Below are 12,936 nucleotides of genomic sequence, written 5' to 3'. Positions count from 1 at the left end.
GAAACATGATTTTATCGAAACAAGATGATGCCATGTGCTCATCCAAACTGCTGGATACAGAGGTGAATCGAATGAAACAAAGAGTAGTGGTTACGGGTATGGGTGTTATTACTTCGCTAGGTTCTGATTTGGAACAATTTTGGAGTAACCTGCTGGAAGGAAAATCGGGCGTATCGGTTGTTGAGGCTTTCGATTTCTCCGACTACCCCACATATATTGCCGCAGAAGTTAAAAACTTTAATCCCGAGGATTACGGTTTAGATAAGAAGGAAGCGCGCAGAATGGACCGTTTCGTGCAATTCGCGGCTGTAGCCAGCCAATTGGCGGTCAAGGATGCAGATTTGCAAATCGGTCAAAATGCTGATCCTGAACGCGTTGGCGTTATGGTCGGCTCGGGAATCGGCGGACTCGGCACTTGGGAAGACCAGCACAATATCCTGCTGGAGAAAGGCCCTAAACGCGTGAGCCCGTTCTTTATTCCGATGATGATCGCGAACATGGCTTCCGGCCAAGTATCGATGCTTACGGGCGCTAAAGGACCGAACAGCACGGCGGTTACCGCTTGCGCGACAGGGACGCACTCCATCGGTGATTCCTTCAAACTGATTCAACGCGGCGATGCCGATGTGATGATTGCAGGCGGAGCTGAAGCAACGATTAGACCGACAGGAATGGCAGGCTTCTGCTCGATGCGGGCCATGTCCGTTCGGAACAATGAACCTGAAAAGGCAAGCCGGCCGTTTGATATCGATCGCGACGGTTTCGTAATGGGCGAGGGTGCCGGCGTACTGGTGCTGGAATCACTGGAGCATGCGCAGGCGCGCGGAGCGAAGATTTACGCTGAAGTGATCGGTTATGGCATGAGCGGCGACGCTCATCACATGACGGAGCCAGACCCGGACGGCGCTGCTCGCTGCATGGTGAAGGCGCTTAAGGATGCTGGAGTCGAACCATCTGAAATCGACTACATCAATGCGCACGGCACATCGACGCCGGTAGGCGATCGCTCCGAGACGAAGGCGATCAAGAAAGCGCTTGGCGATCATGCCTATAAAGTGGCGGTAAGCTCTACAAAATCAATGACAGGCCATTTGCTTGGCGCTGCGGGTGGCGTAGAAGCAGTTATACTCGGTTTGACGCTCAAGAACGGCATCATTGCTCCGACTATCAATTTGGATAATCAAGATCCGGAATGCGATCTCGATTATGTTCCGAATAAGCCGCGTGAAGCAAATGTGAGAACGGCATTGTCTAACTCATTTGGCTTTGGCGGTCACAATGCATCGATCGTGATGAAAGTTTATGAAGCGTGATTCCTTCTATGAGCTGCAGCAGCGGCTGCAGCTCAGCTTCAAGCGGACGAAGCTGCTCAAGCAGGCTTTCACCCATACCTCTTATGTAAACGAACATAAACGCGGGTCTGCTCAGGATAATGAGCGTTTGGAATTTTTGGGCGATGCGGTTCTACAGCTGCTGGTGTCGGAATATTTGTTTGCGACTTATCCGCAGCGGCCTGAGGGTGAACTTACGAGAATGCGTGCATCCATCGTCTGCGAGCCGTCTTTAGCGCAGTTTGCAGAACGGCTGGAGCTTGGCTCGCATGTATTGCTGGGGCGCGGCGAGGAACAGCTTGGAGGCAGGCAGCGCCAAGCGCTGCTGGCCGATTTGTTCGAGTCTTTTGTCGGTGCTATTTTCCTGGATGCAGGGATTGATCAGACCAGAGCCTTCCTCAATGAGCATATGTTTCCTTTTGTAGAGTCTAACGATTATGGCCTTCTCGTGAAGGATTCCAAGTCGAAGCTTCAGGAACGTTCGCAGCATCACGGACTTGGCGCAGTCGAGTATCGGATCATCGAGGAACGCGGACCTGCGCATGACCGTGAGTTTGTCGTCGAGGTATATCTCGGCGAAGAGCGCTTTGGCGTTGGCAGCGGAAGAACAAAGAAGGAAGCGGAGCAACGTGCTGCCGCGGAAGCGTGGCGTACACTGTCGCAGGAACAAGCATAATGAGCAAAGAGAGCATCTGTAAGGCCATTCGGCCTGAGGGATGCTCTCTTTTTTAATCATAAAAGAACACTATACCTTTTAAATGCATAAATACCTATATTTTGAAAATAGTTGCATGTACAGTGATTAGTTGAAGAAAACGGAGGATTCGCATGCCTCAAATAGCGGCTGGAATGGTTATCAAGACCCATAAGATGTGGTACAATGAGGGGTGAGGTGAAAACCAAGACATGTTTCTGAAACGGATTGAATTATCAGGCTTTAAGTCTTTCGCTGATCGGACTGAAATGGAATTCGTAACCGGCATCACCGCGGTAGTAGGTCCGAACGGCAGCGGTAAAAGTAATATTTCGGACGGCATACGCTGGGTGCTTGGCGAGCAAAGCGCGAAGAGTCTGCGCGGCGGCAAGATGGAGGATATTATTTTTGCGGGAAGCGATGCCCGAAAGGCTGTAAACTACAGCGAGGTATCACTCACTCTCGATAATGCGGATAATGCGCTGCCTCTTGAATATAACGAGGTTACCGTAACCAGACGCGTGCATCGGAGCGGAGATAGCGAATATTTGATTAATAAACAGCCGTGCAGGCTAAAAGATATTACCGAGCTATTTATGGACACCGGTATCGGTAAAGAGGCCTACTCCATCATTGGACAAGGCCGAATTGAAGAAATTTTAAGCACGCGCTCGGAGGACCGGCGCGGTATTTTCGAGGAAGCCTCCGGCATTGTCAAGTATAAGTCGCGTAAACGCGAAGCGCAGAGGAAGCTCGACGAAACCGAACAAAATCTGCTGCGCATTCACGATCTCGTTACGGAGCTTGAGGATCAGGTAGGGCCGCTCCGCAAGCAGTCAGAGAAAGCGATTCATTTCAAAGCGCTAAAGGAGCAGTTGAAGACGAAAGAAATTTCAATGTACGTACATAACATTGAACAGATTCACGGTTCATGGACCGAAACTAGCGGCAAGCTGGAGCGCCTGCAGCAGGAACAGCTTCAGCTTTCCACTGTCGTCAGCAAGCATGATGCCCATTTAGAGAAAGACCGTCAGCAGCTTCGGGATTTGGAGCAGGAGCTTGATCAGCTGCATGAAGCAATGCTTCAAATCAGCGAGGATTTCGAAAAATGCGAGGGCTATGGCGAGGTTCTGAAGGAGCGCAAGCGCAATTTGGAGCAAAACAAGCAAAAGCTCGAGGAATCGATTGCAGCGCAGGATGCTCGAATTATTACAATGACGCAGGAGGAAGCTGAATTCCGAAGCCGCGCAGCGTCGCTACAGCTTCAGCTGGCCGATCTTCGCTCTAAGATTTCGGAAGAGGAAGCGCGTTTATTGGGCGTCGCTGGCGGTGCCGTCGCTGATGCGGAAGAAACGCTGAAAAGCGAGCTGTTAGAGGTGCTTAGCGCAATGGCGCAGCATCGCAATGAGATTCGTTATGCGGCGCAGCAGCAAGAAACGCTGCAGCGCCGCATGGAGCGGATAAGCGAGGATGAAACCAAGTGGCTGGAGCAGCAAACGAAGTTGGACGAGAGACGCTCGGAGCTTGCAAAGGCACTTGAGTCTACGCTCGCTCGTTTAGAGCAGGCAAGAAGCAAAACGCTCGCCGAATCCGAGCAGACGAGAACGATTTCGCAGAGCCTGGAAGAAGTTACGTTAGCGATCCGAAAGTGGGAGCAAAAGCTCGACAGCCACATTTCAAGGCGCGACACGATGAAGGAAATGCAGGATGCGTTAGACGGCTTTATGCAAGGCGTTAAGGAGGTCCTTAAAGCCTCGAGACGCGGAAATAGCGGCATCACCGGAGTTCACGGTGCCGTTGCAGAGCTTGTTCGCGTACCGGAAAGAATCGAGACTGCCGTAGAAACGGCGCTCGGCGGTGCCTTGCAGCATATCGTCATGGAGGATGAGAAAACGGCGCGTACGGCTATCGCTTTCCTGAAACAGCGTCAGCTGGGGCGGGCAACGTTCCTGCCGCTCGATGTAATCCGCGGCAGGCAGGTGCCGGAGCATGATAAGCGTACAGCGGAATCCGTGGAAGGATTTGTAGGCGTTGCCGCTGATTTAGTGAGTTCTGATGCCCGCTATTCAGCGATTGTTAACAGCTTGCTCGGCAATGTCCTGCTAGCCGAGACGCTGGAACAGGCAAACCGGATCGCATCGAAATGCCAGTACCGTTACCGCGTCGTAACCCTCGAAGGGGATGTGGTTAATGCCGGCGGTTCGATGACGGGAGGCAGCTTACAGAAAAAAGGAGCCAGCTTGCTCGGCCGCCAACGTCAAATCGATGCGCTGGACCAAGAAATTACCGATGCTCGCAGAATGGTCGGACAGCTGCGTGATAAACTCAGTGATTTACGCAAGGAGCATTCCATTCGCACTCATAATATTGAGGAGCTTCGTGCAGAAGGCGAGAAAAGCCGTATCGAGGAACAGCAAATCAGGGCTGAGCTTCAGCAGCTCCTTAACGAAGCGAAACACTTGGATGAGCAGCGGCAGCTTTACTCGGCAGACCGCAGCACGCATTTATCCGAGCAGAAGGATGTCCAAGCAGCGGCAGCGGCAGCAGAACTGCGCTTAGAGCAGCTTGTCGTGGACGAGGCGAGGCTGCAGGAAGCGATCCGTATGGCGGAGGAGCGCCGCAAAGCGAGCGAGTCTGCAAAAGAGGAGCTGCAGGGGCAGCTTACCGATATTAAAATCGCTGCGGCGAAGACGGACCAGGAGAGGCTTTCATTCGAGGATCAATCGGCTCGCGTGCGCGCTGAGATTGGGCGGGCGAAGCAGGAACTGGAAAGTCTTCGCGACTTGGCTGTACAGCAGGAAGAAGAAATTTCCAGACACGCGAATGAGACCGTTCAGCAGATTGAACAGCTTAACCACCTGCGCATTAAGAAACAAGAATGCGCGGAACAAACGGATTTGAAACGATCTGCGCGCGCGCAGCGTATTACGGAGCTCGATCAGGGCGAGAGTGAGACAAAGGAGCAGCGCGCCCAGCTTAGACAAGTCGAGGAGCAGATGAGACAAACGGAAATTGCCGCGAACAGGCTTGATGTAGAATTGGATAATCTCCTTCGCAAGCTCAGCGAGGAGTATGAGCTAAGCTATGAGCTTGCAAAGGAAGAATATCCGATCCCGGAGGATGTTCTGGGTACCCAGAACGAGGTTAGGGACATTAAACGCCAAATCACCTCGCTAGGCGACGTTAACCTTGGCGCAATCGAGGAATATGAGCGGGTCAGCGAACGATTTGAATTTCTGTCCGAGCAGAAAAATGATTTGATCGAAGCCAAAACGACGCTGTATCAGGTTATCCGGGAAATGGACGATGAGATGTCGAAGCGTTTCCGAACTACCTTCGAAGCGATCCGGGGACATTTTGTCGTCGTATTCGCGAAGCTTTTCGGCGGCGGCAGGGCTGATCTGGTGCTCGTAGAGCCGGACCGCGTGCTGGATACAGGCATCGATATCGTGGCGCAGCCGCCGGGCAAAAAGCTGCAAAACCTGCAGCTGCTCTCCGGCGGAGAGCGGGCTTTGACGGCAATCGCTTTGCTATTTGCGATTTTGCAGGTAAAGCCGGTTCCGTTCTGCGTGCTCGATGAGGTTGAGGCCGCGCTCGACGAAGCAAACGTATCGCGTTTTGCGCAATATTTACGAGAGTTTTCGGAACTGACGCAGTTTATCGTCGTGACGCATCGCAAAGGCACGATGGAAGAAGCGGACGTACTGTACGGTGTTACGATGGAGGAAGGCGGCGTATCGAAGCTGGTCTCCGTGCGCCTTGAAGATGAAGAGCCGGTATCCGCATAAAGAAAGAACGGCCGGCAATGTGAGGATAGGGAGTGGAAACGATGAGTTTTTTTAAGAAGCTGAAGGAAAGCATCGCGACGAAAACAGAAGCGGTAACGAATATTTTCAAAGAAGGTTTGACGAAGACGCGGACGGCGTTTGTCGAAAAGGTTGAAGAACTTATTACGCGCCGCAAAAAAATCGACGAGCAGTTTTACGAGGAGCTGGAAGAAATTTTGATTGGCGCGGATGTTGGCGTCAATACGGTGATGCAGCTTATTGACGATCTTCGCGTCGAAGTTAAGAAGCGTAAAATCGAGGATGCAGCCGACTTGCAGCCGATCTTATCCGAGAAACTGATTAACCTCATGAAGGGTGACGACCATTCCGGCCTTCGCATGGCGCCGAGCGGTATCACCGTGATTTTGTTCGTTGGCGTTAACGGTGTAGGCAAGACGACTACGATCGGAAAGCTAGCGCACAAGTTCAAAAGCGAAGGCAAAAGCGTGCTTCTGGCGGCTGGCGATACGTTCCGTGCCGGAGCGATCGAACAGCTCGAGGTATGGGGCCAACGTGTTGGGGTAGATGTTATTAAGCAGCAATCGGGCTCTGATCCGGCAGCCGTTATGTTCGATGCCGTGCAAGCGGCTAAGCAGCGCGGCGTAGACGTGCTCTTATGCGATACGGCGGGAAGACTGCAAAATAAAACGAACTTGATGGAAGAGCTCAACAAGATTTTTCGCGTAATCCAGCGCGAGCTGCCTGATGCTCCGCATGAGGTCCTGCTTGTGCTCGATGCGACTACTGGCCAAAACGCGCTTAGTCAAGCTAAGCTGTTCGGGGAGAAGAGCGGGGTTACCGGTCTGGTCTTGACGAAGTTGGACGGTACAGCGAAGGGCGGTATCGTTATTGCGATCCGCAATGAGCTCAGCTTGCCGGTGAAGCTGGTTGGCTTGGGCGAGAAGATGGGCGATCTTCAGCAGTTTGATTCCGAGCAGTTTATCCATGCCTTGTTTGCCGGTTTGATTCAACGCGAGGACGCGGAAGAATCGGAAAAAAAAACGGAATAACACTGATTTAAGGGAAAGCAGCGGCATGCATTAAGCGATCGTAAAGGTGACAAGGAGAAATGCTTGACAGCAGCCTATGACGTCATGTATTATAAAAGACGTTGTCAGGTGTAAAGGTGTTTACCTTGTCGGCGAAACAAGCTAAATAACAGGAGGGGCTGAGGGGATGAAAGCAAATGAACCAGATGCCTTATCCAAAACGACCCGAATAAACTTGTTGTTCGACTTTTACGAGCCGCTCTTGACTGAGAAGCAGCGGACGTTTCTCAAATATTATTTTCACGATGATTTCTCGCTTGGAGAGATCGCAGCTGAATTCGGGATTAGCCGGCAGGCCGTGTACGAGCATATCAAGCGTGCCGAGCAGGTGCTGGAAAGCTATGAGAGCAAGCTTGGCTTGCTGGTGAGACATGATTCGCTTCAGCAGATAACCGAACAGCTTATAAATAGCGTGAATGAGCTTGTTCTTGCCGAGCAAGATAGGCAGATGCTTATGAACGTAATCGAGCAGTTTAAATTAGCCGAATAATACATAATGAATGGAGGTGACGGTACATGGCAGCATTTGAAAGCTTATCGAGCCGGCTTCAAAATGTGTTCAGCAAGCTGAGGGGCAAAGGCAAGGTTTCCGAGGAAGATGTTAGCGAAGCAATGCGCGAGGTGCGTTTGGCGCTTCTTGAGGCGGACGTTAACTTTAAAGTCGTGAAGGACTTTATAGCGAAGGTGAAGGAACGGGCTATCGGCTTGGATGTATCCAAGAGCTTCACGCCCGGCATGGTCGTCATCGATATCGTAAATAAAGAGCTCACTGAACTGATGGGCGGAACGCAAAGCAAGCTGGCAAAGGCGAATAAGCCTCCTACCGTTATTATGATGGCGGGCTTACAGGGTGCCGGTAAGACTACAACGACCGGAAAACTGGCCAAGCTGCTTCAGAAAAGCAACAACAAGCCGCTTTTGATCGCATGTGACATTTATCGTCCGGCTGCGATTAAGCAGCTGCAGGTGCTTGGTGATCAAATCAATGCGCCGGTCTTCTCCATGGGGGATCAGACCTCGCCTGTAGAGATTGCGCGTGCGGGATTGCAGCATGCGAAACAGAACGGCAACGATTATGTCATTATCGATACCGCCGGCCGTTTGCATATTGACGAAGAGCTGATGGAAGAGCTTAAGCAAATCCATCAGGTTACGAAACCGGATGAAGTGCTTCTGGTCGTAGATGCGATGACGGGCCAAGATGCGGTAAACGTAGCGCAAAGCTTTCACGAGCAGCTCGCCCTTACGGGTGTCGTGTTGACGAAGCTCGACGGCGACACACGCGGTGGCGCGGCGCTTTCGGTAAAAGCCGTAACAGGTTGTCCGATTAAGTTCGCTGCGATGGGTGAAAAGATCGACTCCCTTGAGCCGTTCCATCCTGAGCGCATGGCTTCTCGCATACTCGGTATGGGTGACATGCTATCGCTGATTGAGAAAGCTCAATCGAACATCGATGCGGACAAAGCGAAAGAAATGGAACGTAAAATGCGTACCGCTGAATTTACGTTTGATGATTTTCTTGAACAGATGGAGCAGGTTCGCAACCTTGGACCGCTTGATCAAATTATGGATATGCTGCCCGGCATGAACAAAATGAAGGGCATGAAGGATATGAAGGTCGATGAGAAGCAGATCGGCCGTGTCGAGGCGATTGTCCGCTCCATGACGAAAGAGGAGAAACAAAAGCCCGAGCTGCTTAATCATAGTCGCCGTAAGCGTGTAGCTGCGGGAAGCGGTACGACGATTGTTGAAGTTAACCGCCTCATTAAACAGTTTGATGACATGAAGAAAATGATGAAGCAATTCTCATCGATGATGGGGCCGAAAGGACCGAAGGGCGGCAAGAAAGGCCTGAAGGGCATGCTCGGCAAAAATATGAAGTTTCCGTTTTAATAAAGTTTACTCTTTGAAGGAGGTGAATTTTCATGGCAGTACGTATTCGTTTGAAAAGAATTGGTGCTCACAAAGCTCCTTTCTACCGCGTAGTAGTTTCGGATTCCCGTTCGCCGCGTGACGGACGTTTTATCGAAGAGATCGGCACTTACAACCCGGTTGCACAACCGGCTCAAGTTAAGATCGATGAAGAAAAAGCGTTGAAATGGCTGCAAACAGGAGCGCAAGCTTCTGATACAGTTCGCGACTTGCTTTCCAAAGCTGGTGTTCTTAAAAAGTTCCATGAGCTTCGGCAACAGAAATAACTGTTGAATAGCGGAGGGCCTTGAGATGAAAGAATTGATTCTTGTCATAGCGAAGGCATTGGTTGATCATCCTGATCAGGTGCAAATCAATGTGAAGGATGATGACCGTGGCACGATATACGAGCTTTCGGTTCACCCCGAGGATATCGGTAAAATCATCGGTAAACAGGGACGCATAGCGAAAGCTATGCGTACGGTAGTGACTTCTGCTTCCGTCAAATCGCAAAAGCGCGTCATCGTCGACATTATGTCATGATGCACGTACGGGGAGAAGGTTAGGATGAATGTCCTAGCCTTTTTTCATTATTTGCGGATCTATAATTTTGCGTTAATAAATACGCTTATAAAACAACGCGAAATGAGCTTTTACCGCCAAATAACGGCGTCAAGCTCAGACGGTTGCTGGTTAAGTCATTTATGCGCGTATGCATTTCATAACGGCTTCGTTCTCCAACATGGAACGATGCCGTTTTTGCATGTATAATAAGGCAATACACATATGAAGGGCTGGTTGTCATGAACGAGAAATGGTTTACAGTCGGAAAGGTCGTCAATACGCACGGTATTCGAGGAGAGCTAAAAATCCTATCGCAAACGGATTTTGCCGAGGTTCGTTTTGCAGCAGGCAGCAAGCTGCTTATGCTTAACGAGGAAAGCGGAGCTTCGCTGGAAGTAAAGATAATTAGCTCGCGCGCGAACAAAAACGTATACATATTGAAGCTCGAAGGCTTCACCGATATTAATCAAGTCGAGAAATACAAAGGCTGGGTGCTCAAGGTTTCGGAGGACAAGCAGCTTGAGCTTGACGAAGGCGAATATTATTACCATGAAATTATCGGCTGCCGCGTGGTTTCTGAAGAAGGGGAGGAGCTGGGCGTTATTTCCGAAATTTTAAGCCCGGGCGCTAATGACGTGTGGGTCGTTGACCGTCCAAAAGGCTCCGGCAAACAGCTTCTTTTGCCCGTTATAGATGATGTTCTGATAAATGTAGACAAGAAAGAGAAAATCGTGACGGTCCATTTGATGGAAGGATTGATTTAACCGATGAAAATTGATGTACTCACGCTGTTTCCGGAAATGTTCGAAGGCGTGTTTAATGCCAGCATTCTAGGGAAAGCGAAAGAAAAGGGGATCGTTAACCCTCAAGCGATCAATTTTCGAGCTTATTCAGGCAACAAGCACAATACGGTTGATGATTATCCATACGGCGGCGGGGGCGGCATGGTATTGAAGCCAGAGCCTGTTTTTTCCGCCGTTGAGGATCTTAAGCTGGAAAATAACGTACAGCCGCGTGTCATTCTGCTATGCCCGCAAGGAGCGCAGTTCACGCAGCAAAAAGCAGAGGAGCTATCGAAGGAGAAGCATTTGGTACTCATCTGCGGTCATTATGAGGGGTACGATGAGCGGATCCGGGAGCATCTTGTGACGGATGAGCTTTCCATAGGCGATTATGTCCTTACTGGCGGAGAAATTCCGGCAATGGTTTTAATTGACAGCGTCGTAAGACTGCTCCCGGGCGTGCTCGGAAACGAGACATCGGCCGTTACGGATTCTTACAGCACAGGGCTTTTAGAGCATCCTCATTACACCAGGCCTGCTGAATTTCGCGGCTGGGGGGTCCCGGATGTCTTAATTTCCGGGCATCATGCGAATATCGAGGTTTGGCGGCGGGAGCAATCACTGCTGAGAACGCTTGAGCGGCGTCCTGACCTTCTAGAGAGTGCAGCGCTAACGGACAAGGAACGCAAGTGGCTAGCTGCTCAGATGAGGCAGCAGGCGGCTAAAACGGATAAATAATGGACAGGTCAAAATAAAAGCCGCAGCGGGCCTCCGCTGCGGCTTTTACTTGGTTATTAGCAGTATACCCGTGTTATGGGGTATAAAAATTTTGGGTATAATAGATTTGATAGCTTCCGCCAACGGAAACGCCCGTTCCTAGCCGCTTGAGCTTCCTGTCCAGCAGCGATTCTCGATGTCCGGTTTTGGAATTGAGCCAGCCGTAGTGGGCGAAAAGGCTGTTCGCATAACCAGCCGCAATATTCTCGGCTGCGCTGTGATATTTGACGCCCATTGCTTTCATACGGTCAAACGGCGAGGAGCCGTCCGGATTGATGTGATCAAAAAAGTCGCGATTATTCATATCGCTGCTGTGGTTATGCGCGGAAGCAGCTGCGAGCTTGTCCCATTGGAATAGAGGGATGCCTCGGATGGCGCGCTCCGCATTTGCAAGATCGAAGAGCTGCTGTTCGAAGGCCGATTCAAGCTTGCTTGTATAAGCTGACTTAACAGGCTTAGAGACCGATTGATTCATTCGCAAGATTCCTGTAACTTTGTTTGCGTCATGCCTGTCGTAGAAAAGGGTAATTCGTTCGCTGCCTAAGGTAAAGGCATAATAGTCATCCTTATGGTCGGGACTGACTGCATTTTTTATAAGTTTCTTAGCGTTTTCAACCGTTTGCCCAATTATGATCCCGGATGGGCTCACCCAGTCCTCGCTTGCATTCGAGAAAAGCGCGACGACGCGGGAATTTTGAACGCCGAACATCATGAAATGACTATAGCTTCCGTGATAAACATACCAGGAGAAACCGTATTCGCTTGGATCAACGCGAGTCGGTTTGCCGAGCGTTTTCTGGAGCTTGTCGAGCGTATCGTTCAGGGCGATCCCGCCGAGTAAGTGGTTCGTTTTTAATATTTTTGCGTTCGATAATGTTTTTGAGTGCTGCTTGAGGTTGTAAAAGAAGGTTAACGCTTCCGCCCGTGTAAGCTTACCGTCCGGAATAAAGCCCGCAACCGTTGCAGAAGTACGGCCGTTAGATATTTTCTCATCGAGCAGCCATTGGATTGCGCTTTGCTCCGTGAAGGCTTTCCCATTGGCAGCAGAAGCGAGCAGGAGAGCAGCTTGGCCTCTTCGTAACTCATTATTTTGCGGAGTGAGAAGGAGCGGCCAACCGTGATGGTTAGCGTAATCGTAATAGGGTTTTGACCATGCGCTGCCGGCAGAAGGAGATTCAGCCGCCAAGTTATAGGTTCTTAACAGCATAGCCAAAAATTCGGCTTCATTAATAAGATTATTGGGTTTAAAGGAGCCATCGCCGTAGCCCTGTGCTAATTTTTGATCGACGGCCCAGGTTATATACGAGCCTGCCCAGTGTCCGTTCGTATCCTTGAAAGCAGATGCTGCGCCGAAGCTTTGAGCAGGAGCAGAGAAAGCTAACAATAAAAGGACAGCCGATATTCCCCCTTTTTTAATCGCTGAAACCGTTTTACTCATGTAATGCAAAGTAGTCACCTCTTCTGACGGTGTTTGTCATATTTCAGTATACATGAAATAGGAATAAAAAATCGTATTGTAATATTGGGCTGGCTATGGTAAAATTTCTAATGTTGTTCGAAAAGTCGGACGGTCCGCTATCAGTGATGACCCGGTTCAGAGGAATTCGGCGAGCTTATAAGAACGTCTATGGCGGAAGGAGTGAATCAAATGAATCTTTTGCAAACAATTGCGCAAGAAAACCTGCGTCAAGGTCTACCGAACTTTCGTCCTGGTGACACGCTAAAAGTTCATGTAAAAGTTATCGAGGGAACTCGTGAGCGTATCCAGTTGTTCGAAGGCGTTGTAATCAAACGTCGCGGCGGTGGTATTAGCGAAACTTTTACAGTGCGTAAAATTTCTTACGGTGTTGGTGTGGAAAGAACTTTCCCGCTTAACTCGCCTAAAATCGAAAAAATCGAAGTGGCTCGCCGTGGTAAAGTACGTCGCGCGAAATTGTACTACCTACGTAGTCTTCGCGGAAAAGCTGCTCGTATTAAAGAAATTCGTTAAGAACAAACGAC

The 12,936-nt window shown here is 50.2% G+C and carries 12 protein-coding genes; 11 read left to right on the top strand and 1 reads right to left on the bottom strand.

Going from position 1 to position 12,936, the window contains the following annotated elements:
* Nucleotides 1-71: 71 nt before the first annotated feature.
* From fabF to trmD, 10 genes are all read left to right on the top strand, one after another.
* Complete coding sequence (gene fabF, locus MRBLPE1_RS01545) at nucleotides 72-1,313, top strand: beta-ketoacyl-ACP synthase II (protein ID WP_364140663.1); 1,242 nt, start codon at nucleotides 72-74, stop codon at nucleotides 1,311-1,313.
* Nucleotides 1,303-2,007 (top strand): ribonuclease III, encoded by a 705-nt coding sequence (gene rnc / locus MRBLPE1_RS01540; RefSeq protein ID WP_364140661.1) that lies wholly within the window; start codon nucleotides 1,303-1,305, stop codon nucleotides 2,005-2,007. Before fabF ends, rnc begins: the two co-directional genes overlap by 11 nt.
* 230 nt (nucleotides 2,008-2,237) lie before the next feature.
* Complete coding sequence (gene smc / locus MRBLPE1_RS01535) at nucleotides 2,238-5,813, top strand: chromosome segregation protein SMC (protein WP_364140658.1); 3,576 nt, start codon at nucleotides 2,238-2,240, stop codon at nucleotides 5,811-5,813.
* A gap of 41 nt (nucleotides 5,814-5,854) precedes the next feature.
* Nucleotides 5,855-6,862: a signal recognition particle-docking protein FtsY gene (ftsY, locus tag MRBLPE1_RS01530; RefSeq protein WP_364140655.1), complete on the top strand. Its 1,008-nt coding sequence runs from the start codon at nucleotides 5,855-5,857 to the stop codon at nucleotides 6,860-6,862.
* 166 nt (nucleotides 6,863-7,028) lie between these two features.
* Nucleotides 7,029-7,391 (top strand): YlxM family DNA-binding protein, encoded by a 363-nt coding sequence (ylxM, locus tag MRBLPE1_RS01525; RefSeq protein WP_364140652.1) that lies wholly within the window; start codon nucleotides 7,029-7,031, stop codon nucleotides 7,389-7,391.
* Nucleotides 7,392-7,417: 26 nt separating this feature from the next.
* Entirely contained in the window at nucleotides 7,418-8,794 is a 1,377-nt protein-coding gene (gene ffh / locus MRBLPE1_RS01520; RefSeq protein ID WP_364140649.1) for a signal recognition particle protein, read from the top strand.
* Nucleotides 8,795-8,826: 32 nt separating this feature from the next.
* The gene (rpsP, locus tag MRBLPE1_RS01515) at nucleotides 8,827-9,099 is read left to right on the top strand and encodes a 30S ribosomal protein S16 (protein WP_056637034.1); all 273 of its coding nucleotides are present in this window, start codon (nucleotides 8,827-8,829) and stop codon (nucleotides 9,097-9,099) included.
* A 25-nt stretch (nucleotides 9,100-9,124) separates the two neighbouring features.
* Nucleotides 9,125-9,355 (top strand): KH domain-containing protein, encoded by a 231-nt coding sequence (locus tag MRBLPE1_RS01510; protein WP_053375695.1) that lies wholly within the window; start codon nucleotides 9,125-9,127, stop codon nucleotides 9,353-9,355.
* Nucleotides 9,356-9,615: 260 nt separating this feature from the next.
* Nucleotides 9,616-10,140 carry a ribosome maturation factor RimM gene (rimM, locus tag MRBLPE1_RS01505; protein ID WP_364140645.1) on the top strand — a complete coding sequence of 175 codons (525 nt, stop codon included), beginning with the start codon at nucleotides 9,616-9,618 and terminating at the stop codon, nucleotides 10,138-10,140.
* A gap of 3 nt (nucleotides 10,141-10,143) precedes the next feature.
* Entirely contained in the window at nucleotides 10,144-10,896 is a 753-nt protein-coding gene (gene trmD / locus MRBLPE1_RS01500; RefSeq protein ID WP_364140642.1) for a tRNA (guanosine(37)-N1)-methyltransferase TrmD, read from the top strand.
* 73 nt (nucleotides 10,897-10,969) lie between these two features.
* Here the strand turns inward: trmD and MRBLPE1_RS01495 are convergent, their stop codons facing one another.
* Nucleotides 10,970-12,373 carry a CAP-associated domain-containing protein gene (locus MRBLPE1_RS01495; protein ID WP_364140640.1) on the bottom strand — a complete coding sequence of 468 codons (1,404 nt, stop codon included), beginning with the start codon at nucleotides 12,371-12,373 and terminating at the stop codon, nucleotides 10,970-10,972.
* 210 nt (nucleotides 12,374-12,583) lie between these two features.
* On the opposite strand from MRBLPE1_RS01495, the gene rplS reads away from it, so the two are divergent.
* A complete protein-coding gene (gene rplS, locus MRBLPE1_RS01490; RefSeq protein WP_053375699.1) occupies nucleotides 12,584-12,925 on the top strand; it encodes a 50S ribosomal protein L19 in 342 nt (113 codons plus the stop codon).
* Nucleotides 12,926-12,936: the final 11 nt, after the last annotated feature.

It is taken from the genome of Paenibacillus sp. LPE1-1-1.1, from assembly GCF_040676435.1.
Taxonomy (GTDB): domain Bacteria; phylum Bacillota; class Bacilli; order Paenibacillales; family Paenibacillaceae; genus Pristimantibacillus.
Note: the sequence above shows the minus strand (reverse complement) of the source record. Positions and strands in the feature narration are given on the sequence as shown.